The organism is Bradyrhizobium sp. USDA 4341, from assembly GCF_054063755.1.
Genome location: NZ_JBSSGO010000002.1, coordinates 5,238,187 through 5,260,059 on the forward strand (window position 1 = coordinate 5,238,187; position 21,873 = coordinate 5,260,059).

A 21,873-nucleotide genomic window follows, 5' to 3' on the forward strand; every position below is an offset into this window, starting at 1 on the left:
CAACGCGTTTCGGACAGTCAGCGACCGGGCCCTGCTTGAGAACGTAGGCGATCTGTTCGCGGACATTCGTCGCGCAGCCGACGGGATGTGCCGTCGTGCAGATGAAGCCTCGCACGCGCGGTTCAATAATCATTCCCACCCCATTCCGGATCGTTGCAATATCCCCATTCGCTGCCGGCGGACCTCCCTCAGCAAGCGAGGAGAGACGAAATCAGGCATCAAGCCGCCTGAATACCAGCGTGGCGTTGGTGCCGCCGAAGCCGAACGAGTTCGACAGCACGGTATTGAGCTTGGCGTTGTCGATGCGCTTGCGCACGATCGGCATGTCGGCGAACACCGGATCGAGCTCGGTGATATGCGCGCTTTCGCAAATGAAGCCGTTGTTCAGCATCAGCAGCGAGTAGATCGCCTCCTGCACGCCGGTGGCGCCGAGCGAGTGGCCGGTCAGCGCCTTGGTCGCCGAGATCGGCGGGCACTTGTCGCCGGTGCCGAACACCTTGCGGATCGCCTCGATCTCCGGCGGATCGCCGGCCGGCGTCGAGGTGGCGTGCGGATTGATGTAATCGACCGGCGTGTCCACCGTCGACATCGCCATGCGCATGCAGCGCTCGGCGCCCTCGCCCGACGGCGCCACCATGTCGTACCCATCCGAGGTCGCGCCGTAGCCGACGACCTCACCGTAGATCCGCGCGCCGCGCGCCTTGGCATGCTCGAGCTCTTCGAGCACCACGACACCTGCGCCACCGGCGATCACGAAACCGTCGCGGCTGATGTCGTAGGGACGCGAGGCAGTTGCCGGCGTGTCGTTGTACTTCGACGACATGGCGCCCATGGCGTCGAACAGCACCGACAGCGTCCAGTCGAGTTCCTCGCAGCCGCCGGCGAAGATGATGTCCTGCTTGCCGATCTGGATCGTCTCATAGGCATTGCCGATGCAATGGTTCGACGTCGCGCAAGCCGAAGAGATCGAGTAGTTCACACCCTTGATCTTGAACCAGGTCGCGAGCGTTGCCGACGCGGTCGACGACATCCCCTTCGGCACAGCGAACGGGCCAACGCGCTTCGGGCCCTTGGCGCGCGCGATGTCGGCGGCCTCCACCAGCGTGCGCGTCGATGGTCCGCCGGATCCCATGATGATGCCGGTGCGAATATTCGAGACTTCATTTTCCTCGAGGCCGGAGTCGCGGATCGCCTGCTCCATGGCGACGTGATTCCACGCAGCACCTTCGGCAAGGAACCGCATTGCGCGGCGATCGATCACCTCGGCGGGATTGAGTGTCGGCGCACCGTGCACCTGCGAACGGAAGCCGAGCTCAGCAGCCTTCTCCGCACGCGAAATGCCCGACTTTGCCTCGTAGAGGCTCGCAAGCACTTCCTGGGTGTTGTTACCGATGGACGAGACAATCCCCATCCCCGTGATGACAACCCGCCTCATGTTCGCCTCGCCCTGCCTTTATGTTGCCGCATGATGATCCTGCTCAAGATGGCGCCGTGCCCTGCTTGAACAATCCGACCTTCAAGTCCTTGGCGCGATAGATAATCTCGTCGTCCATGGAAAGCCACCCGTCGGCAATTCCAAGCACGAGCTTTGACCGCATCACGCGCTTGATATCGATGTTGTACACAACCTTGCGCGCGTGCGGCAGCACCTGTCCGGAGAACTTCAGCTCGCCGAGGCCGAGCGCGCGGCCGTGACCTTCGCCACCGATCCAGCCGAGGTAAAAGCCGACCATTTGCCACATGGCATCGAGGCCGAGGCAGCCCGGCATCACTGGATCGTTCTTGAAATGGCAGCCGAAGAACCAGAGATCCGGCTTCACTTCGAGCTCGGCGCGCACCAGCCCCTTGCCGTACTCGCCGCCGGTTTGCGAGATCTCACTGATGCGATCGAACATCAGCATCGGTGGCAGCGGCAACTGGGCGTTGCCGGGACCGAAAAGCTCGCCCCGCCCGCAAGCCAGCAAATCCTCGTATTCGTAACCGCCGCGCCGATCCAGCATCCTCTTTCCACCTCTGATGTCCCGATGAAGCGCTTTGCTTGGTCGGACCTTAATCTACCCACGGGAACCGGAATATCCCGTCCCGCATCTTGGCGCTACCTGGGTACGCTACCGGCCTGTTATCTCTGCCGAAAGCGCATATGTGGTCCGCGCGCTCTCTAACATAGGGCCAACTGGGCGGCAAAGCGGCATTCCGATGATAAATTGCCGTTTCTCCTTAGGTTTCTACCGCAGCTTGGATTCGTTCTAGTTGCGAAAAACTTGCATCTGATGGGCATCCTTTTTATATTTATGAGGAATATTGCCTGAGTTGGGTGCATAGAGTGGATATGAACGACGAAGTACCGGCTGTGAACGATGATGCCGTGCACCCGGCTGCCCGGGGCGCTGGGCACCACCCTGCCCTGACCGGTTGTCCGTGGCATGACGTCAACGAGATGCTGCAGTCTGCCGGCCTCCGGCCGACCCGTCAGCGCATGGCGCTGGGTTGGCTGCTGTTCGGCAAGGGTGCCCGCCACCTGACCGCTGAAATGCTGTACGAGGAAGCCACGCTGGCCAAGGTTCCGGTGTCGCTGGCGACCGTCTACAACACCCTCAACCAGCTGACCGATGCCGGCCTGCTGCGCCAGGTCAGCGTCGACGGCACCAAGACCTATTTCGACACCAACGTGTCGACGCATCACCACTTCTATCTCGAGCACAACCACGAGCTGGTCGACATTCCCGACCCGAACCTCGTGCTGTCGAAGATGCCCAACGTGCCTGATGGCTACGAGATTTCCCGTGTCGACATGGTCGTGCGGCTGCGCAAGAAGCGCTGATCCGGCCTTGGCGTCGATTTGAGTTGTGATGGCCGGGCTCGTCCCGGCCATTGTCATTTTGCAGACATGGTCATTCCGGGATGGTCTAAAGGACCAGACCCGGAATCTCGAGATTTCGGGTTCGATGCTAAACGCATCGCCCCGGAATGACGCTGCGCGTCAGTCCACCTTCTCGTCGGCGTAGACGCCCCACAGGCGTTGCTGCTCGATCCAGCCGTCGAACCCGTTGCCGGTGACCCGGCACCAGTTATTGGCGCATTTCTTGACCTGTGCGACGACGCCGGCCTGCAGGCGGGCCGCGATGGCGCTGGTGGCGTCGGGACGATCGTACAGCGAGGCCAGATCGTCCTTGTTCTTCATCGTGACGACCGCGGTGCGGCGGCCGGACAGCAGGGAATGATAGACCCAGCCTTCGGCGCCTTCGGAATCGCGCACCCGGCGCCAGTTCTCGAACTCGGCGGTGATTTCGACCGGCAGCCCCGACCGCGTGTAGACCCAGGCGACGTCATTGTCCTTGGTCGGGCCGGCCCGGACGTTCACATGATCGGATTTCAGGCTGACATAGCGCGGAATCGGCAGGCCGCTGGTCGTGGGGCTCAAATCCTTGGCGGAATGTCCGGGGATGACCGACGCGCTCAGCATGCTCCCGACCAGAGCCACCAATGAACCGAAACGCCAGACCATCAACTCGTCTCCTGCCGAGATGCCCAACCCGCATTCGGCGAGCTGCAACCCAAACCCAAATTCAAACCCGTGCCCGAAGGCCCCTGCACCGGCGCTGTTCGTTCCCTGCCCGCATCGATCCGAGGGGTTCTTGTCTTGGCCCGGCCTTCTGCTAGAGAGGACGGAACGCCTGAGAGCCAGAACACCCGAATTTCCCGTTGTCTCCCCTTGGCGACAGCCGGGACAAGTATCGGGGAACCCTAGGAAACGCGAAGGAAACGCCGGGACGGCGCGGCTATCAGCAGTGTCGAACAACCGGGTTAATGAGGCCTCAACGGCTCGGTTTTTGACGGGCCGCGCGCCTCATGAAAGCAGGACATGTCGGTGAAGAAAAAGCCTCTCGTCGTCGTCACCCGCAAGCTGCCGGACTCGATCGAGACCCGGATGCGCGAGCTGTTCGATGCCAGACTGAATCTCGACGACACGCCGATGACGCCGGAGCAGATCGCCGAGGCGGCGAGGACCGCCGACGTGCTGGTGCCGACCGTGACCGACATGATCCGCGAGGACGTGATCAATCAGCCCGACTGCAAGTTGAAGCTGATCGCCAATTTCGGCAATGGCGTCGACAATATCGACGTCACCGCCGCGCATGCCCGCGGCATCACGGTGACCAATACGCCGAAGGTGCTGACCGAAGACACCGCCGACATGACGATGGCGCTGATCCTTGCCGTGCCGCGCCGCATGATCGAAGGCGCCGCGATCCTGACCGAAGGCAAGCAACACTGGCCCGGCTGGTCGCCGACCTGGATGCTGGGCCACCGCATCGGCGGCAAGCGGCTCGGCATCATCGGCATGGGCCGCATCGGCCAGGCCGTGGCGCGCCGCGCCCGCGCCTTCGGCCTGCAGATCCACTATCACAACCGCCGGCCGGTCGCGCCCGTCATCGCCGAGGAGTTAGGGGCGACCTATTGGGAAAGCCTCGACCAGATGCTGGCGCGGATGGACATCATCTCGGTGAACTGCCCGCACACGCCGGCGACCTATCATCTGCTGTCGGCGCGGCGGCTCAAGCTGATCCGGAAGGAAGCCTATATCGTCAACACCGCGCGCGGCGAGGTGATCGACGAGGACACGTTGATCAAGCTGATCGAAGCCGGCGATGTCGGCGGCGCGGGTCTCGACGTCTACGAGCACGAGCCCGCGGTGAACCCGAAGCTGGTGCGGCTCGCCAGGGCCGGCAAGGTGACGCTGCTGCCGCATATGGGCTCGGCCACCATCGAAGGCCGCGTCGAGATGGGCGAGAAGGTGATCATCAACATCAGAACCTTCCTCGACGCCCACAAGCCGCCGGATCGCGTGCTGCCGAGCATGCTGTAGGGTTCGTAGCCCGGATGGAGCGCAGCGAAATCCGGGGCCCGTATCCGCGTCAAGACCGCCCCCGGATTGCGCTTCGCTTCATCCGGGCTACAGGGCTACGGGACGTGGATAGCCCTGCCGTCGCAGGGCTAGCCGCCAAAATATCGAAAACAACCCCATGCAAAGTAGCCGGTGCGGCCGACCAACATTCGGTGTCGTCCCTGCGAAAGCAGGGACCCATAACCACGATATTCATGGTCGCACTGGGCTGGAGCTCCAGTCTGCATCGTTGTGAGAGCTGTGGTTATGGGTCCCGGCTCCCGTGCGCAATTGCGCACCAGGCCGGGACGACGATGTGGTGACAATCCGGCCTATTTCTTCCGCCGCGCCTGCTTGCGCCAGTCGGCGACGAACGACACGAACGCGGCGAGCGCCGGCGGTGGCTGGCGCCGGCTTGGGTAATACAGGAACGGCCCGTCAAACGGCGGACACCAGTCGTCGAGCACGCTGACGAGCGCACCCGATTTGATGCCGTAGCGGACATAGCCCTCGAACGTCGCCCAGTAACCGACACCGTCATGGACCGCGCGCAGCGCGAGGCCGAGATAGGTCGCGGTCAGCTTGGCCGACGGCGAAATCTTCACGACGCGACCGTTCTTCTCGAACTCCCAATCGAAGATCGCGCCGCTGCCGAAGCGGGTACGGATGCAGGCGTGCTTCAGCAGATCCTTCGGATGCATCGGCCGGCCGTGCTTCGCGACATAGTCGCTCGACGCCACCACCGCGTAACGCTGCGGCGCGCCGAGCGGGACCGCCACCATGTCCTGCGCCAGGTGCTCGCCATAGCGCACGCCGGCGTCAAAGCCTTGCGCGACGATGTCCACGAACGCACTTTCGGCGACGATATCGAGATCGACCTGCGGATATTTGGCGAGGAACGGTGCGACCATCGGCGCCAGCACGAGATCGACCGCGGGCGGCGGCGCGTTGATGCGCAGCCGCCCCGAAGGCTCGGCGCGCAGGCCGCGCACCTCGGTGATCGCGTCGGCGACGTTGACCATTGCCGGCGCGACGCGGGCGAGCAGCAGTTCGCCGGCTTCGGTCAACGCGACGCTGCGGGTGGTGCGGTTCATCAGGCGGACCCCGAGCCGCTCCTCCATGTCACGCAGACGCTGGCTGAGGCTCGAAACCGAGACGCGCTGTTCGAGAGCCGCACGCCGGAAGTTGCGGGTGCGGGCCACCGCCACGAAGGCATCGAGGTCGCGAAGGTCGAAATCCTGCATTGTTCGATATAGTGAACAACCCATTCGGGATTGTCCAGCTTATCCCAAAAACCGAACCGGCCCATATCAGCCGCGTCATTTGGCGGCGGATCATCCGCTGCAACGCTTTGGGAACACCACCATGGACACACGCAAACTCGGTTCCACCGGCCCGACGGTTTCACTGATCGGCCTCGGCTGCATGGGCATGTCCGATTTCTACGGTCCCACCGACCGCAGCGAGAGCATCGCCACGATTGATGCCGCGCTCGATGCCGGCATCACGCTGCTCGACACCGGCGACTTCTACGGCATGGGCCACAACGAGATGCTGATCGGCGAGGCCTTGAAGAGCCGCAGCCGCGACAATCTCGTGATCAGCGTCAAGTTCGGCGCGCTGCGCGATCGCAACTACGGCTTTCTCGGTTATGACAGCCGTCCCGTTGCCGTGAAGAATTTCGCCGCCTATTCGCTGCAGCGGCTCGGCGTCGATCACATCGACATCTACCGCCCGGCGCGGCTCGATCCCAATGTGCCGATCGAGGATACGATCGGCGCGATGGCCGACATGATCAAGGCCGGCTGGATCAGGCATATCGGCCTCTCCGAAGTGGGTTCCGACACCATCCGCCGCGCCCACAAGGTACATCCGATCGCCGATTTGCAGATCGAGTATTCGCTCATCTCGCGCGGCATCGAGACCGACATTTTGAAGACCTGCCGCGAGCTCGGCATCGGCATATCAGCCTATGGCGTCTTGGCGCGCGGGTTGATCAGCGGGCACTGGTCGAAAGGCCACGGCGGCGCGAAGGATTTCCGCCTGCTGAGCCCGCGCTTCCAGGCCGGCAACATCGACACCAACCTCGCGCTCGCCGATCGGCTGCGCGGCATCGCCGGCGAGATCGGCGCCTCTCCGGCGCAGGTCGCGATTGCCTGGGTCGCGGCGCAAGGCAAGGACATCGTGCCGCTGGTCGGCGCGCGGCGGCGCGAGCGCCTGACCGAGGCGCTCGGCGCGCGCGATGTGAAGCTGACCGCGGCGCATCTTGCCGCGCTCGCCGCAGCATTTCCGCCCGGCGCGGCCGCCGGCGGACGCTATCCGGAGGAGCACCTCCGGCACATGGACAGCGAGAAGCCCGCGACTGCGTCCTGAAGTCTACCCATGCCCGCTCAGATCGGTGATCCCTGGTGCATCACCGTTGAGCGGGTTCTGCGGATCGCGCGCGTAGCGCAGGGTTTCGAACCGCATCGCGCGCGCATCCACCATCAGGAGGCGGCCGACCAGGCCCTCGCCGAAGCCGACGATCTCGCGGATCGCCTCCAGCGCCATCATCGATCCCAGCACGCCTGCGAGCGCGCCCATCACGCCGGCCTCGGCGCAGGCCGGCACCGTCCCCGGCGGCGGCGCCTCCGGGAACAGGCAGCGGTAGGTCGGGTTGAACACGCCGTCCGCATTCCTCTCGTGCGCGCGGATCGTGGTCAGCGAACCGTCGAACTGGCCCAGCGCCGCCGTGATCAGCGGCCGTTTTGCGAGGAAGCAGGCATCGGCGACGAGATAGCGGGTCTCGAAATTATCGGAGCCGTCGAGCACGAGATCGTAATTTCCGAGCAGCGCCATCGCATTGTCGGCGGTGAGCCGCATTGGATGCGGCTCGAACGTCACATGCGGGTTGAGCGCACCAATCTGCGCCGCCGCGCTGTCGACCTTGCGCTTGCCGATATCCGACGTCGTATGGATGATCTGGCGCTGCAGGTTGGAGAGTGAGACGATGTCGTCATCGATCACGCCGAGCCGGCCGACGCCCGCGGCCGCCAGATACATCAGCACGGGCGCGCCGAGGCCGCCGGCGCCGATCACCAGCACCGACGCCTGTTTCAGCGCATTCTGACCGGGGCCGCCCACCTCGCGCAGCACGATGTGGCGGGCATAGCGTTCAAGTTCGTCGGCACTCAGCATTCGGTTGTCCTGCGCGCTGTTCCCTGAACCGGAGCGCGGTTGTTGCCGACCAAGCAGATGTGCTTAATTGCTTGGACGTCAATGGTATCAGTCATTTCCCCCGGATTTGTCATGAGATTGGTGCTTTCGGCAACATTGATGGTCGTGGCAGTTGGCGCCGCGCACGCCCAATTGACGCCGCCGACGACGGCCGGGGCCAAGCCGAAGACCGTGACGACGGTGCCGGTCCGCCCCGCGCTGCAGAAGCCGGAGGACACCGCCAACGCGATGGCGCAGGCCGAGCGGCTGGCGCTGCAATCGGATCTCGCCTGGGTCGGCGAATATAATGGCGCGATATCAGGCGACGTCAGCGAGCGCATGGTCAATGCGATCAAGGAATTCCAGAAGAACCGCGGCGGCAAGCCGACCGGCGTGCTGAACCCGCAGGAGCGCGGCGTGCTCGCCGACACTGCGCGGCGGAAGCAGGAGAGCGTCGGCTGGAGGGTCGTCACCGAACCCGCGACCGGGGCGCGGCTCGGCATTCCCACCAAGCTGGTGCCGCAGCTCACCAGCGACGCCTCCGGCGCCAAATGGACCTCGCCGACCGGCACCGTCCAGGTGCTGCTGACCCGGCGCAAGGAAGCGAGCCCGACCACCGCAAAGCTTGCCGAGCAGGAAAAGAAGGAGCCGGCCGGCCGCACCATCGACTACACCGTGGTGAAGCCGGATTTCTTCGTGCTGTCGGGCATGCAGGGACTGAAGAAATTCTATCTGCGCGGCACCTTGAAGGGCGACGAGGTGCGCATCCTCACCATTCTCTATGATCAGGCGATGCAGACCACGGTCGAGCCGGTGGTGATAGCGATGTCGAGCGCCTTCAACGCATTTCCGTCCGGCGTGCAGGCCGGCCCGCCGCCGCGCAAGACCGTCGAATATGCCACCGGCGTCGTGGTCAGCGACGATGGCGCTGTTGTTACCGACCGGGTGGCGACCGACGATTGCATCGCGCTGACGATCCCGGGCTACGGCAATGCCGATCGGGTCGCCGCGGACAAGGATCACGATCTCGCATTGCTGCGCGTCTATGGCGCGCGCGGGCTGAAGCCGCTCAACATCGCAGGCCAGGCGACGCAGACCGCGCTCGACATCACCGGCATCGCCGATCCGCAGAACCAGGGCGGCGGCGCGGCCGCGAGCAGCGTCAAGGCCTCGGTGGCGCAACTCGGCGGCGGCGATCAGGCGCTGTCGCCGCCGCCTGCGATCGGGTTCTCCGGCGCTGCAGCGCTCGACGGCGGCGGCAAGTTTGCCGGCATCGCGGTGCTGAAGCCCGTCATCGTTGCGGGCCCGGCAAACACGGCACCGCCGGCGCAGGCCGCGCTGGTGCCGGCCGACACGGTGCGCAACTTCCTGAAGGCCCACGGCGTCAACGCGACGGGCGAATCGGCGGACGCCAAAGCCGCCGTGGTCCGCGTGATCTGCGTCAGGAAATGAGGCCACCTCGCACCGCTTGGGGGTGATCCCGCAGAGCAGACCGGGTTCTGTCCATCTCGTCGTCCCGGCGAAGGCCGGGACAGATACGCCGCAGCAGGCGTTGTAGGCGGGACTCGTCGTTTCAGCAGCGCATAACAATGACGGGCTGTGGTTATGGGTCCCGGCCTTCGCCGGGACGACGTTGAAGATGGTAGTGCTCGGTTCAAGCTGTCAAACAGCGTAGTCGGCGTCACCTCAACGCAAACCGCACCCCGGCGCGGGCCAGACCGCCGGCAATCCCGACCGGCGTGCCGTCGGCGCGCCAGCAGGCCGCGCCCGACATCGTGCCGTCGGCGTGGAACTGGATCGCGTTCATGCCGCCGGCGACCGTCGGCACGACTTGCACCTTGTGGCCCTTCGCTGACAGCGCGGCGCGGATGCTCTCCGGGACCGCCTGCTCGACCTCCAGCGCATTGCCCTCGGTCCAGACCCGCGGCGCCTCGACCGCCTCCTGCAGGTCCATGCCGTGGTCGATCAGGTTGATCAGCGCCTGCATCGCGCTCGGGAAGATGCGCTTTCCGCCGGGCAGGCCGAGCGCGTAAACCAGTTTGCCGTCGCGCAGCGCCATCATCGGCGACATCGAGGTGGTGACGCGCTTGCCTGCGGCCAGCGACAGCGCGTGCCCCGGCCGCGGATCGAACAGGTTCATGTAGTTGTTCGGCACGGTGCCGAGGCCCGGGATCAGGATCTTGGCCCCGAACAGATTGTTGATCGTCTGCGTGGTCGCCACCACATTGCCCATCGCATCCGCCGCGGTCATGTGCGTGGTGTGGGCGCTTTCGAGCTGCGTGACACCCGCGCTCCAGGCCTGCGCGCGGTCGGGATCGATCGCGCGGCGGCGCTCTTCGGCATAGGCCTTCGAGGTCAGCCGCTCCACCGGAACGTTGATATAGGCGGGATCGCCGCTCGCGGCCGCGCGATCGGCAAAGGCGATCTTCAGCACCTCGGCGAGATAATGGATCGTATCAGTCGTGCCGAAGCCGAGGCGCGCAATGTCATAGCCCTCGAGGATGTTGAGCATCTGCGTGATGTGCACGCCTGACGCTGCCGGCGGCGGGGGCCCGAGGATTTCCCAGCCGCGGTAGTCGCAGCGGATCGGCTGCCGCTCGACGGTCTTGTAGGTCGCGAGATCCTCCTGCGCGATGAAGCCGCCGTTGTTCTTCATGTAGTCGACCAGGATGTCGCCGAGCGGTCCCTGATAGAGCGCGTTGTCACCATGGTCGGCGATGTATTTCAACGTCTCGGCATATTCGGCCTGCACCACGCGCTCGCCCGGCTTCAGCGGCGTGCCGCCCGGCAGATAGATCGCCGAGATCGGCTTGTCCTTCAGCATCTCCTCGGCGCCGTCGGTGATGCATTCGTGCAAGTATGGCGTCGCCGCGTAGCCGCGCGCGGCATGCTTGATCGCGGGCTGCATCACGTCGGCCAGGCTCATGGTGCCGAAGCGGCGCAGCGTTTCGCACCACGCCTTCAGCGAGCCCGGTACCGCGACCGCCTTCGGCCCGTTCAAATTCTCGTTGCCGACGGTGTCAAACACGTCATGCGCCGAACCGGGCTTCGAGGTGTAGGTGTCCGGCCGCACCGCCTTCGGCACCGTGCTCTGGCCGTCGATGAAGCGATGGCTGCCGTCGGCGAGGCGAATATGCGCCATGCCGCCGCCGATGATGCCGACCATCATCGGCTCGACCACGGTCAGCGTGAACAGCGTCGCAATCGCCGCATCGATCGCATTGCCGCCGGCAGCCAGCATCTCGGCGCCCGCGCTCGATGCCAGGGGATGATTGCTCACCACCATGCCGCGGCCGCTGGTGGCCGGTTGCTTCTCGCACTGAAAGCTTGTCGCGGCGCGATCGCGCCAGTCGCCGTTGATCGCCATTGTGTTCTCGTTTTTGAAGGAGCGATGGCGCCCATGTTCGCCAGCCGCGCACGCGCGGTCAAGCCGTACCGAATTGCCTCACGGCGGCATTGGCGATGAGGTCACGCCGTCGGGCGATCGCGCAGCCAGGTTTCGCGCGTGACCTTCCACTTCTCCGCTGTGGATTCGCCATTGTGGTGCGGAAGTTCGACGAAGCCGACCAATTCGGCGCCGGTCTTCTGCTTGACCCGGCGCGAGGCGATATTGGACAGCGCGTTGCAGGCGTGGAAGTGATCGAGGCCGAGCGTCTGGAAGGCGAAATCATTCACCGCAGCGATCGCCTCGGTCATCAGTCCTTGATTCCAGTAAGGCTCAGCCAGCCAGAACCCGCGATTGCCCTTGCGGCCGTCGGCGCGCGGCCGGAAATTGATGTTGCCGATCGCCTCGCCATCGCCGGCGCGCAACACCAGCACCCATTGATAGCTTTCCTCGCCGGCCGCGATCTTATCCAGCTCGCGCTTGATGAAACTTTCCGCGCCGTCGTCGGGATATGGCCACGGCACCACCGTGGCGAGCGTCTTGATCACGTTCCAATTGTTGAAGTGATGTTGAATCGCCGCGGCATCCGACAGCGCAAGCGGCCGCAGGATCAAGCGTCGCGTCTCGATGCGTGGCGTCTCGACCATGTTATTTCTGGCACTTCGGGCACCAGAACGTCGAACGGCCGTTCTGGGTGAAGCGCCTGACGATGCCCTCGCAGCCCGATGTGCGGCATGTCTCGCCTTCGCGGTCGTAGACCTGGAAGGAATGCTGGAAGTAGCCGAGATCGCCGTTGGTCAGCCGATGATCGCTGATCGAGGAGCCGCCGGCCTTGATCGCCTGGTTGAGCACCGAATGGATCGCATCGACCAGCCGTTTGGCGTGGTCGGTGGGCTCGGCCTTCTTCGTTGCAAGCGTCGCGGCCAATCGCCGCGGCGACAGATGTGAACGAAACAGCGCTTCGCAGACATAGATGTTGCCAAGTCCCGCCACCACGCGCTGATCGAGCAGCGCGGCCTTCAGGCTGGTCTTCTTGTTGTGGCAGGAGCGCGCCAGCATCGCCGCGTCGAATTCGTTGCCGAGCGGCTCGGGACCGAGCCCCTTCAACAGCGGTTCATCCTCGATCGCGTTGCGGGCAATGATCTTCATGTAGCCGAAGCGCCGCGGATCGTTGAACACGACCGCCGCCCCCGACGACATGTGGAACACGACGTGGTCGTGCGCGCGATCCTCGCTGCGCGGATGATGAAACTGCCCCGGCGCCGCCGCGTTTTCCTGCTTCAGCACGCGGAACGAGCCCGACATGCCCAGATGCATCAGCAGCACATCGCCGGAGTTCAGGTCCGCCATCAGATATTTGGCACGGCGGCCGAGCCCGGTGATGGTCTGGCCTTCGAGCCGGGCGATAAAGTCTTTCTGGAACGGAAACCGCAAATCCTTGCGGCGGGCCTCGGCCTTGAGGATTTTGGACCCTTCCATGGCCGGTTGCAGGCCACGGCGGACGGTCTCGACTTCGGGTAATTCCGGCATGGCAGGCATTCACCTTTTGGAAGTGACGTGATAGCGCCATTGCGGCCGCCGCGCTATGGTCGAGCTGGAGCGTTTTCGAGCGAAGCGGGCACCGGTTCGCGTGAAGAAAACGCGACCAAAAGGTAAGAGTATGAGTTGATGGATCGGCCGGATCAAACCACCCATTTCGGCTTCAGGGACGTGCCCCTGGGCGAGAAGCAGACGCTGGTGAACGAGGTGTTTCACAGCGTGGCGTCACGCTACGACCTGATGAACGATCTGATGTCGGTAGGCCTGCACCGGGCCTGGAAGGACGTCATGATCACGACGCTCGATCCGCCAAAGGGCGACCGGCCGTTCGCGCTGCTCGACGTCGCCGGCGGCACGGGCGACATCGCGTTCCGGGCCGCCAAGACCGCGGGCACCGGCTTCCATGCCACGGTCTGCGACATCAATACCGACATGCTCGCCGTCGGCCGCGAACGCGCCGCCAAGCAGCACCTCGATGACCGCGTCTCGTTCGTCGAGGGCAATGCCGAGACGTTGGGTTTCGCCGACCGTTCGTTCGACGCCTACACCATCGCGTTCGGCATCCGCAACGTGCCGCAGATCGAGCTTGCGCTGCGCGAAGCCTACCGGGTGCTCAAGCCCGGCAGCCGCTTCCTGTGCCTGGAATTCTCCACCGTCGATGTGCCTGGGCTCGACCGGATCTACGACCTGTTTTCGTTCAAGGTGATCCCGCCGCTCGGCCGCGCCGTCACCGGTGACGCCGAGTCCTATCAATATCTCGTCGAGTCGATCCGCAAATTCCCGCGGCCGAGCGCGTTCGCCGACATGATCGGCGCCGCCGGCTTTGCACGTGTGAAGTGGCAGAGCCTCTCCGGCGGCATCGTGGCGCTGCATTCGGGCTGGCGTTTGTGATCTCTGCACTGACCCACATCGCGCGCCTTGCCCGCGCCGGTTTCGTGTTTGCGCGCGAGGGCGTGTTCGGCGTCGTCGATCCCTCGCTGGTGCCGCCGCCCGGGCAGCTCGCGCTGAAGCTGGCGCGGCTGATCGAGCGCCGCTCCGCCAAATCCGGTCCACGGCTGTCGCGCGCGCTGACCCGGCTCGGGCCCGCTTATCTCAAGCTCGGGCAATTCCTCGCCACCCGGCCCGACGTGGTCGGCGTGGCGATGGCGCGCGATCTCGAAGCCCTGCAGGACCGGCTGCCGCCATTCGCGCAGGAAGAGGCCGAAGCTGTCCTCACGCAATCGCTGGAACGGCCGCTGTCGCAGGCCTTTGTGCATCTGGGTCCGGCGGTTGCCGCAGCCTCGATCGCGCAGGTGCACCGCGCCGAGGTCGAGCGCGACGGCGTTCGGCATCAGGTTGCGGTCAAGGTGCTCCGGCCCAACGTCGCGGCGCGCTTCCGGCGTGACCTCGGCGACTTCTTCTTTGTCGCGCACAAGGCCGAAGCGCATTCCGCCGAGGCGCGGCGCTTGCGGCTGATCGAGGTCATCAACACGATGTCGCGCTCGGTCGCGATGGAAATGGACCTGCGGCTCGAGGCGGCCGCGCTGTCCGAGATGGCCGAGAACATCCGCGACGATCCGGATTTCCGCGTGCCCGCGGTGGATTGGGATCGCACCGCCCACAGCGTGCTGACGATGGAGTGGATCGACGGCATCGCGCTGAACGACCACGCCCGGCTGGCGGAGGCCCAGGTCGACCTGCCGGACCTCGGCCGCAAGGTGATCCAGAGCTTCCTGCGCCACGCGCTGCGCGACGGCTTCTTCCATGCCGACATGCATCCGGGAAATCTGTTCCTCGACGAGGCCGGCCGGCTGGTCGCGGTCGATTTCGGCATCATGGGGCGGCTCGGGCTGAAGGAGCGGCGCTTCCTTGCGGAGATCCTGCTCGGCTTCATCACCCGCGACTATCGACGCGTCGCCGAGGTGCATTTCGAGGCCGGCTACGTGCCGAGCCACCATTCGGTGGAGAATTTCGCGCAGGCGATCCGCGCCATCGGCGAGCCGATCCACAACCGCACCGCCGAAGAAATCTCGATGGCGAAGCTGTTGACGCTTCTGCTCGAGGTCACCGGCCTGTTCGACATGCAGACGCGGCCCGAACTGATCCTGCTGCAGAAGACCATGGTGGTGGTCGAGGGCGTGGCGCGCGGCTTCGATCCCAAGCTCGACATCTGGAAGATCGCAGACCCGGTGGTGCGCGAATGGATCACGCACAATCTCGGCCCGGCTGGGCGCATCCAGGGCGCGATATCGGGTGTGGGCGAGCTCAGCCGGGTCATCGCCAACCTGCCGTCGATTGCCAGCCGCGCCGTGACGGTGCTCGAGCAGCTGGAGACCATGACGCGGGAGGGCCACATGCTGTCGTCGGACTCGATCGACGAAATGGCCCGCGCCGAGGCCCGCAAGGCGCGGGTGCAGACCGTCGGCCTCTGGGTCATTGCCGCCGCCCTGATCGCAATCTTTTTCGCCATCCGGGCCCACTGATTGCAATGCATGCACTATGTGATAGCATCGCTATCATCTTTGAGGGCAGCATGCCATGGCCAGCCTGACCATCCGGAAGCTCGACGACACGCTGAAGGCCTATCTGCGGCTTCGCTCCGCCAGGAACGGGCGCTCGGTCGAGGAGGAGATCCGGGTGATCCTTCGGGAGCTCGCAGAGGGCGGCACGGCGCCCGCAGAGACGCCCAGCCCGGGTTCCCTGACGGTTGCAGCCCCTGCTCCACGGGTCGCCAGCGCGGCCGGCGAGCCCCGGGTGACCCTGATCATCGGTGGCGGGATCGCGGCTTACAAGGCGCTGGATTTGATCCGGCGGCTCAAGGAGCGGCACATAGAGGTCCGTTGCGTGCTGACCAAGGCGGCCCAGCAATTCGTGACCCCGCTGGCCGCCAGCGCGCTGTCGCATGAGCGCGTCTACACCGACCTGTTCGACGCCGAGAGCGAGTTCGACGCCGGCCATATCCGCCTGGCGCGGGACTGCGATCTGATCGTGGTGGCGCCGGCGACCGCCGATCTGATGGCCAAGATGGCGCAGGGCCATGCCGACGATCTCGCCACCGCCACGCTGCTTGCGGCCAACCGGCCGATCCTGCTGGCGCCGGCGATGAACCCCTTGATGTGGAACAACCCGGCCACCCGCCGCAACGTGCTGCAGCTACGCCGCGACGGCGTCCACACCGTCGGCCCCAACGCGGGGGAAATGGCGGAAGCCGGCGAAGCCGGCGTCGGCCGGATGGCCGAGCCGACCGAGATCGCCGCCGCCGCCGACCGCATGCTGCGGCCGCCGCAACCCCGCCCGCTCGCCGGCAAGCGCGTGCTGATCACCGCCGGCCCGACCCATGAGGCGATCGACCCGGTCCGCTATATCGCGAACCGCTCGTCCGGCAAGCAGGGCTTTGCCATTGCCGCCGCCGCGCGCGCCGCCGGCGCCGAGGTCGTGCTGGTGACCGGCCCGGTCGAACTCGGCGATCCCCAGGGCATCTCCGTCATGCGGGTAGAGTCCGCGCGCGACATGCTGCACCGGGTCGAGGCGGCGCTGCCGGTCGACGTCGCGATCTTCGCCGCCGCGGTGGCCGACTGGCGGGTCGCCACCGAAGGCAGCCAGAAGCTGAAAAAGACCGCGGCCGGGATGCCACCGCTGCAGCTCGTCGAGAACCCCGACATCCTCGCGACGATCTCGAAGCTGAAGGAGAAGCGGCCGCCGCTGGTGATCGGCTTTGCCGCCGAGACCGAGCATCTGATCGAGAACGCCAAGGCGAAGTTCGCGCGCAAGGGCTGCGACTGGATCGTCGCCAACGACGTCTCACCGGCGACCGGCGTGATGGGTGGCGATCGCAACACCGTTCACCTGCTCTCGCGCGAGGGAAAGGACGTCACCGTCGATTCCTGGCCGGTCATGACCAAGGAAGAAGTCGCGAGCGCGCTGGTGTCGCGCATCGCAAGAGCCGTAGGAACCGCATCGTGAGCGCCACCATCAAGGTTGAAGTCCACCAATTGCCGCATGGCGCCGATCTTCTGCTGCCGATCTATCAGACCGCCGACGCAGCGGGGCTCGATCTGCTGGCCGCGGTGCCGCGGTCGACGCCGCTGCTGCTGCTGCCGGGCCGCTACGAAATGGTTCCAACCGGGCTGACGATCGCGCTGCCGCCGGGCTACGAGGCGCAGGTGCGGCCGCGCTCCGGCCTCGCCGCCAAATACGGCGTCACGGTGCTGAACTCGCCCGGCACGATCGACGCCGACTATCGCGGCGAGATCAACGTGCTCCTGATCAATCACGGCCAGGAGGTGTTTTCGATCCGGCGCGGCGAGCGCATCGCGCAAATGGTGATCGCGCCGGTTACCCGGGCCGAGCTGGTTCCGGTCGACGTGCTGTCGGCAACCGGGCGCGGCAGCGGCGGTTTCGGCTCGACCGGACGCTAGAGCATTTTCGGTTCTGATTGAATCAGAACCGAAGCTCTAGATTCTTGTTTTGACGCGTTTTCTTCACGCGAACCGGTGTCCACTTCGCTCGAAAACGCTCTAGAACGCGACCAGAGAAGTGTGCGGCCGTCTCCGGCAGATCACGCTTCGGGCGCGCTCTCCGCGTGAATACGGAGTCAATTCGCATAAAATCCACATCAGCCGGCGCATTTTTTCACAGCGGATTCTGCGTTCACGGTCTGGACTCTTACTCGCCGAGTCCGGTTGGGACTATTCTGGATTGATTCGAGCGCGACGGGGGGTCTTCGTCGGGCTGTTGGGTCCTGCTTGGGCATGATCCCGGACAAACGTTGTACGTTTGCCGTGGGGGAACACCGGTCTCCTGTTTTCCGGATCATGCCTTAAGGTTTGTGCGTTCTGGGGCAACATATGTCGGGCGTAGTCGCGGCAATGCGTCGAACCCTGCTGTCATGCACCTCACTGGCGCGCGACGGCATGCTTGGGCTCGCCATCACCGTATTGCTGCCGGCCCGCGCCTCGTTTGCCGCCGAAAGCCTGGTGACCCAGGCGATGTCGGATCATTTCGGCTTCAACCATCAGGAGGTCGCGGTTCTCGCGACGTCGTTTGCGCTGGTCGGCTTCTCGGTCGTCGCTGCGATCCTTTTGATGCGGACCCGCCTGCGCGCCACCCGGAACGAGGAGCAGCTGCAGTCCGAGATCACGGACCTGCAGGCGCAATCGGACCGGCTGCGCGCGCTGTTGTTCGTCGAACCGCAGGTCCTGATCTCCTGGGCCGCGGGCGACAACCGGCCGCAGATCTCCGGCGACGTCTCGCTGGTAATGTCGCAGGAAAGCGCGCCGCAACGCATCCTCGCTTTCGGAACCTGGCTGCCGCCCGAGCCGGCGCTGCAGATGGACCACGCGGTCGACGCGTTGCGCGAAAAGGGCGAGGCGTTCCTGCTCAACCTCTCGACGTCGGCCGGCCGCGCCATCGAGGCGATGGGCCGTGCGATCGGCGGCCAGGCCATCGTGCGGATCCGCGAGCTCGGCGGCCTACGCCGCGAACTTGCCGAATCCAACCTGCGCTACAAGACGCTGCAGGAGGAGACCGAGCTGCTGCGCGATTTCGCCGCCGCCGCGCCATGGCCGATCTGGGCCAAGAGCCTCGAGGGCAATCTGCGCTATGCCAACGCGGCCTATGTCCGCGCCACCGAGGGCAAGAGCGTGTCGGACGCGCTCCAGCGCAACCTCGAACTGCTCGAGAGCGACCAGCGCACCGAACTGACCCGCGCGCTGAACGACAATGCCAATTATGCCGCACGGCTGCCGATCGTCGTCAGCGGCGAGCGGCGGATCTACGACGTCCAGGCGCTCAAGCTCTCCGGCGGCAGCGCCGGCATCGCGATCGACGCCAGCGAAGCTGCGGCGCTGCGCGCGGCGATCGCGCGGATGGTCGAAGCGCACCGGCGCACCCTCGATCAGCTATCCTCGGGCGTCGCGGTATTCGATGCCGACCGGCGGCTCACCTTCTACAATGAGTCCTATCGGCGGCTGTGGGGCCTCGACCAGGTCTTCCTCGACAGCAATCCCGACGATTCCAGCGTGCTGGACCGGCTGCGCGCCAACCGCAAGCTGCCCGAGCAGCCGGACTTCCGCGCCTGGAAGGCCAAGCTGCACGAGGCCTATCGCGCGGTCGAATCCGAGACCTACACCTGGTTCCTGCCCGACGGTCGCGCCATCAGCGTCGTCACCACGCCGAACCTCGAGGGCGGCGTCACCTATCTGTTCGACAACGTCACCGAGAGCCTCGACCTCGCGCGCCGCTACGACCGCCTGACGCGGGTGCAACGCGAGACCCTCGACAATCTCGGCGAAGCGGTCGCGGTGTTCGGCAGCAATGGCCGCGCCGAGCTGTTCAACCCGCCGTTCGCCAAGATGTGGAAGCTGCCGGCCGATGCGCTGCAGGGCGAACCGCATATCGAGGCGGTGGAAGCGCTGTGCCGGCCGCTGTTCGATGACGCGCTGACCTGGCGGACACTGCGCGAGCAGATCACGGCGATCGAGAACCGCGCCCAGGTCGCGCTCAAGCTGGAGCGCAAGGACGGCAGCGTGCTGAATTGCATGACCATCCCGCTGCCCGACGGCAAGACCTTGCTGGCGTTCCAGGACATCACCGACACCGAGAATGTCGAGCGGGCGCTGCGCGAGCGCAACGAGGCGCTGGAAGCCGCCGACCAGATGAAGGTGGATTTCGTCCACCACGTCTCCTACGAGCTGCGCGCGCCGCTCACCACCATCATCGGCTTCGCGCATTTTCTCAGCGATCCCTCGACCGGCCCGCTGACGCCGAAGCAGGCCGAATATCTCGACTACGTCACCAAATCGACCAACGCGCTGCTGGCGCTGACCAACAACATTCTCGATCTCGCCACCATCGACGCCGGCGCGATGAAGCTCGAGCTCGGCCCGGTCAATATCGGCCAGGCGATCGAGGCCGCCGCCGAAGGCATCCAGGACCGTCTCGCGACCGACCGCATCACGCTGAAGGTCGATATCGAGCCCAACATCGGCGCCTTCGTCGGCGACGAGCGGCGCGTGGTGCAGGTGCTCTACAATCTGCTCGCCAACGCGGTCGGCTTCTCGCCGCACGACGCCACCGTCGCGATCAGCGCGCACCGCACCGAGCACAGCGTGGTGTTTTCGGTGACCGACGCCGGTCCCGGCATTCCGGCCGAGATGCGCGACAAGGTGTTCAACTGGTTCGAGAGCCATTCGCACGGCTCGCGGCATCGCGGCGCGGGGCTCGGCCTGTCGCTGGTCCGCTCCTTTGTCGAACTGCATGGCGGACGGGTGCGCGTCGATTCGACCGTAGGCCGCGGCACGACCGTGACCTGCGACTTCCCGATCGACCAGACCGCACATCGCAACGCCGCAGAATGACGGCGACCTCGACATTCTCGGTGGCGCTCGCGAACGAAACCGCGACGGCCGAGCTGATGGCCGACCTCGCGCTCCTGATCGGGGCCGGCGACGTCATCACGCTGTCGGGCGACCTCGGCGCCGGCAAGACCGCGGCCGCCCGCGCGCTGATCCGCTACCTAGCCACCGACGATTCGCTCGAAGTGCCGAGCCCGACCTTCACTCTGGCGCAGAGCTACGAGCTGCCGTCGTTTCCGCTGCTTCATGCCGACCTCTACCGCATCAACGATGCCAGCGAACTCGAGGAGATCGGGCTGGCGCCATTGCCCGACGACATCGTCGCGCTGATCGAGTGGCCGGAACGCGCGCCGGACGCCATGCCCGCTGACCGCATCGACATCGCGTTCAGCCACCGCCCGGCGCTCGGATCCGCTGCCCGCGCGGCCGAGATCACGGGCCACGGCAAAGGCGCGGCGAAGGTTGCGCGGCTCAACGAGCTGCGCCAGTTCCTCGAGCGCGGCGGCTTCCTCAACGCCCGGCGCGAGCGCATGCCGGGCGACGCCTCGACGCGCTCCTATGCGCGGCTGCGCAACGACGACGGCAGCGTCATCCTGATGAACTCGCCGCGCCGCCCCGACGGCCCGGCGATCTACAACGGCCGGTCCTACAGCGCGGCGGTGCATCTCGCCGAAGATGTCAGGCCGTTCGTCGCCATCGGAAACGGCCTGCGCAAACATGGCTTCTCCGCACCCGCGATCCGCCACATCGATCTCGAATCCGGCTTCCTGATCACCGAGGATCTCGGCGCCGAAGGCGTGATCGAGGGCGATCCGCCGCAGCCGATCGCCGAGCGTTACGAGGCCGCCGTCGACATGCTGGCGGCGTTGCATCGCGAGGCGCTGCCGGAGCAGCTGCCAGTGACATCAGACGAGAGCTACGACATCCCCGTATTCGATATCGACGCCTGGTTGATCGAGATCGGGCTGATGCTGGAATGGTACTTGCCCGACCGCGGCGTGCAGCCGGGCGAGGAGCTCCGCACCGACTTCCTCGGGATGTGGCGCGGCCTGCTGCAGAAGCCCGCCGCCGCGCCGCAGACCTGGGTGATCCGCGACTTCCATTCGCCCAACATCATCTGGCTTGCCGAGCGCACCGGCATCCTGCGCGTCGGAATCATCGACTTCCAAGACGCGCTGCTCGGCCCTGCGGCCTATGACGTGGTGTCGCTGCTGCAGGATGCCCGGATCGACGTGCCCGAGCAGCTCGAGCTGTCGCTCTTGACGCGCTACATCAAGGCGCGGCGCGCGACCGACGAGAGCTTCGATCCCGCAGGCTTCGCCGAGCTCTATGCGATCATGTCGGCGCAGCGGAACACCCGCCTGCTCGGCACCTTTGCGCGGCTCAACCGCCGCGACGGCAAGCCGCAATATCTGAAGCACCAGCCGCGGATCTGGACCTACCTCGAACGGTCGCTGGCCCATCCGGCACTGGCCACCTTCCGCATCTGGTACACGGCCAACGTCCCTCCTCCAGTACCGTAGTTTACGGGTTGT

18 protein-coding genes and 1 pseudogene are annotated in these 21,873 nt (G+C 65.5%); 10 read left to right on the plus strand and 9 right to left on the minus strand.

The features are described 5' to 3' along the window. Positions 1–28 precede the first annotated feature (28 nt). The 3 genes and pseudogenes from ACVIGB_RS30835 to fabA all read right to left on the minus strand — a co-directional run. A pseudogene (locus tag ACVIGB_RS30835) lies at positions 29–133 on the minus strand (hypothetical protein); the annotation flags it as partial. 78 nt (positions 134–211) lie between these two features. After that, the gene (gene fabB / locus ACVIGB_RS30840; protein ID WP_207834302.1) at positions 212–1,435 is read right to left on the minus strand and encodes a beta-ketoacyl-ACP synthase I; all 1,224 of its coding nucleotides are present in this window, start codon (positions 1,433–1,435) and stop codon (positions 212–214) included. Between the two features lie 43 nt (positions 1,436–1,478). Next, positions 1,479–2,000: a bifunctional 3-hydroxydecanoyl-ACP dehydratase/trans-2-decenoyl-ACP isomerase gene (fabA, locus tag ACVIGB_RS30845; protein ID WP_092120720.1), complete on the minus strand. Its 522-nt coding sequence runs from the start codon at positions 1,998–2,000 to the stop codon at positions 1,479–1,481. A 329-nt stretch (positions 2,001–2,329) separates the two neighbouring features. On the opposite strand from fabA, the gene irrA reads away from it, so the two are divergent. Further along, entirely contained in the window at positions 2,330–2,821 is a 492-nt protein-coding gene (gene irrA / locus ACVIGB_RS30850; protein ID WP_163156898.1) for an iron response transcriptional regulator IrrA, read from the plus strand. Positions 2,822–2,980: 159 nt separating this feature from the next. Here irrA and ACVIGB_RS30855 read toward each other — a convergent pair whose 3' ends face one another. After that, the gene (locus ACVIGB_RS30855; protein WP_420831860.1) at positions 2,981–3,505 is read right to left on the minus strand and encodes an SH3 domain-containing protein; all 525 of its coding nucleotides are present in this window, start codon (positions 3,503–3,505) and stop codon (positions 2,981–2,983) included. 357 nt (positions 3,506–3,862) lie between these two features. On the opposite strand from ACVIGB_RS30855, the gene ACVIGB_RS30860 reads away from it, so the two are divergent. Further along, a complete protein-coding gene (locus tag ACVIGB_RS30860; protein ID WP_092120726.1) occupies positions 3,863–4,867 on the plus strand; it encodes a 2-hydroxyacid dehydrogenase in 1,005 nt (334 codons plus the stop codon). Between the two features lie 350 nt (positions 4,868–5,217). On the opposite strand, the gene ACVIGB_RS30865 is transcribed toward ACVIGB_RS30860, so the two are convergent. Then, positions 5,218–6,129 carry a LysR family transcriptional regulator gene (locus ACVIGB_RS30865; protein ID WP_456725039.1) on the minus strand — a complete coding sequence of 304 codons (912 nt, stop codon included), beginning with the start codon at positions 6,127–6,129 and terminating at the stop codon, positions 5,218–5,220. Between the two features lie 121 nt (positions 6,130–6,250). On the opposite strand from ACVIGB_RS30865, the gene ACVIGB_RS30870 reads away from it, so the two are divergent. Beyond that, entirely contained in the window at positions 6,251–7,258 is a 1,008-nt protein-coding gene (locus ACVIGB_RS30870) for an aldo/keto reductase (protein ID WP_456719824.1), read from the plus strand. A gap of 3 nt (positions 7,259–7,261) precedes the next feature. Here ACVIGB_RS30870 and ACVIGB_RS30875 read toward each other — a convergent pair whose 3' ends face one another. Next, positions 7,262–8,062: a HesA/MoeB/ThiF family protein gene (locus ACVIGB_RS30875; protein ID WP_456719823.1), complete on the minus strand. Its 801-nt coding sequence runs from the start codon at positions 8,060–8,062 to the stop codon at positions 7,262–7,264. Positions 8,063–8,173: 111 nt separating this feature from the next. Here ACVIGB_RS30875 and ACVIGB_RS30880 point away from each other — a divergent pair, with 111 nt between their 5' ends. Beyond that, positions 8,174–9,532 carry a serine protease gene (locus ACVIGB_RS30880; protein WP_456719822.1) on the plus strand — a complete coding sequence of 453 codons (1,359 nt, stop codon included), beginning with the start codon at positions 8,174–8,176 and terminating at the stop codon, positions 9,530–9,532. A gap of 229 nt (positions 9,533–9,761) precedes the next feature. Here the strand turns inward: ACVIGB_RS30880 and ggt are convergent, their stop codons facing one another. The 3 genes from ggt to mutM form a co-directional block, all read right to left on the minus strand. Then, the gene (gene ggt / locus ACVIGB_RS30885; protein ID WP_456725038.1) at positions 9,762–11,441 is read right to left on the minus strand and encodes a gamma-glutamyltransferase; all 1,680 of its coding nucleotides are present in this window, start codon (positions 11,439–11,441) and stop codon (positions 9,762–9,764) included. 107 nt (positions 11,442–11,548) lie between these two features. Then, entirely contained in the window at positions 11,549–12,112 is a 564-nt protein-coding gene (locus ACVIGB_RS30890) for a GNAT family N-acetyltransferase (RefSeq protein ID WP_456719821.1), read from the minus strand. 1 nt (position 12,113) lies between these two features. Further along, complete coding sequence (gene mutM / locus ACVIGB_RS30895; protein WP_456719820.1) at positions 12,114–12,995, minus strand: bifunctional DNA-formamidopyrimidine glycosylase/DNA-(apurinic or apyrimidinic site) lyase; 882 nt, start codon at positions 12,993–12,995, stop codon at positions 12,114–12,116. Positions 12,996–13,133: 138 nt separating this feature from the next. Between mutM and ubiE the strand changes: the two genes are divergently transcribed. The 6 genes from ubiE to tsaE all read left to right on the plus strand — a co-directional run bounded on the left by ubiE (position 13,134) and on the right by tsaE (position 21,861). After that, positions 13,134–13,895 carry a bifunctional demethylmenaquinone methyltransferase/2-methoxy-6-polyprenyl-1,4-benzoquinol methylase UbiE gene (gene ubiE, locus ACVIGB_RS30900; RefSeq protein WP_456719819.1) on the plus strand — a complete coding sequence of 254 codons (762 nt, stop codon included), beginning with the start codon at positions 13,134–13,136 and terminating at the stop codon, positions 13,893–13,895. After that, entirely contained in the window at positions 13,892–15,466 is a 1,575-nt protein-coding gene (ubiB, locus tag ACVIGB_RS30905; protein WP_092120747.1) for a 2-polyprenylphenol 6-hydroxylase, read from the plus strand. The genes ubiE and ubiB overlap by 4 nt, the downstream gene beginning before the upstream one ends. Positions 15,467–15,521: 55 nt before the next feature. Further along, positions 15,522–16,946, plus strand: coding sequence for a bifunctional phosphopantothenoylcysteine decarboxylase/phosphopantothenate--cysteine ligase CoaBC (gene coaBC, locus ACVIGB_RS30910; RefSeq protein ID WP_456719818.1), 1,425 nt, complete (start codon positions 15,522–15,524; stop codon positions 16,944–16,946). Beyond that, positions 16,943–17,401 carry a dUTP diphosphatase gene (gene dut, locus ACVIGB_RS30915; protein WP_456719817.1) on the plus strand — a complete coding sequence of 153 codons (459 nt, stop codon included), beginning with the start codon at positions 16,943–16,945 and terminating at the stop codon, positions 17,399–17,401. Before coaBC ends, dut begins: the two co-directional genes overlap by 4 nt. A gap of 429 nt (positions 17,402–17,830) precedes the next feature. Further along, a complete protein-coding gene (locus ACVIGB_RS30920) occupies positions 17,831–20,341 on the plus strand; it encodes an ATP-binding protein (RefSeq protein ID WP_456719816.1) in 2,511 nt (836 codons plus the stop codon). Continuing rightward, positions 20,338–21,861: a tRNA (adenosine(37)-N6)-threonylcarbamoyltransferase complex ATPase subunit type 1 TsaE gene (gene tsaE / locus ACVIGB_RS30925; protein WP_456719815.1), complete on the plus strand. Its 1,524-nt coding sequence runs from the start codon at positions 20,338–20,340 to the stop codon at positions 21,859–21,861. The genes ACVIGB_RS30920 and tsaE overlap by 4 nt, the downstream gene beginning before the upstream one ends. The last annotated feature ends 12 nt before the right edge of the window (positions 21,862–21,873 follow it).

Coding starts and splice junctions, on each gene's coding strand:
- fabB (WP_207834302.1), bottom strand. CDS start 1,435: ATGAGGCGGGTTGTCATCACGGGGATGGGGATTGTCTCGTCCATCGGT.
- fabA (WP_092120720.1), bottom strand. CDS start 2,000: ATGCTGGATCGGCGCGGCGGTTACGAATACGAGGATTTGCTGGCTTGC.
- irrA (WP_163156898.1), top strand. CDS start 2,330: ATGAACGACGAAGTACCGGCTGTGAACGATGATGCCGTGCACCCGGCT.
- ACVIGB_RS30855 (WP_420831860.1), bottom strand. CDS start 3,505: ATGGTCTGGCGTTTCGGTTCATTGGTGGCTCTGGTCGGGAGCATGCTG.
- ACVIGB_RS30860 (WP_092120726.1), top strand. CDS start 3,863: ATGTCGGTGAAGAAAAAGCCTCTCGTCGTCGTCACCCGCAAGCTGCCG.
- ACVIGB_RS30865 (WP_456725039.1), bottom strand. CDS start 6,129: ATGCAGGATTTCGACCTTCGCGACCTCGATGCCTTCGTGGCGGTGGCC.
- ACVIGB_RS30870 (WP_456719824.1), top strand. CDS start 6,251: ATGGACACACGCAAACTCGGTTCCACCGGCCCGACGGTTTCACTGATC.
- ACVIGB_RS30875 (WP_456719823.1), bottom strand. CDS start 8,062: ATGCTGAGTGCCGACGAACTTGAACGCTATGCCCGCCACATCGTGCTG.
- ACVIGB_RS30880 (WP_456719822.1), top strand. CDS start 8,174: ATGAGATTGGTGCTTTCGGCAACATTGATGGTCGTGGCAGTTGGCGCC.
- ACVIGB_RS30890 (WP_456719821.1), bottom strand. CDS start 12,112: ATGGTCGAGACGCCACGCATCGAGACGCGACGCTTGATCCTGCGGCCG.
- mutM (WP_456719820.1), bottom strand. CDS start 12,995: ATGCCGGAATTACCCGAAGTCGAGACCGTCCGCCGTGGCCTGCAACCG.
- ubiE (WP_456719819.1), top strand. CDS start 13,134: ATGGATCGGCCGGATCAAACCACCCATTTCGGCTTCAGGGACGTGCCC.
- coaBC (WP_456719818.1), top strand. CDS start 15,522: ATGGCCAGCCTGACCATCCGGAAGCTCGACGACACGCTGAAGGCCTAT.
- ACVIGB_RS30920 (WP_456719816.1), top strand. CDS start 17,831: ATGTCGGGCGTAGTCGCGGCAATGCGTCGAACCCTGCTGTCATGCACC.
- tsaE (WP_456719815.1), top strand. CDS start 20,338: ATGACGGCGACCTCGACATTCTCGGTGGCGCTCGCGAACGAAACCGCG.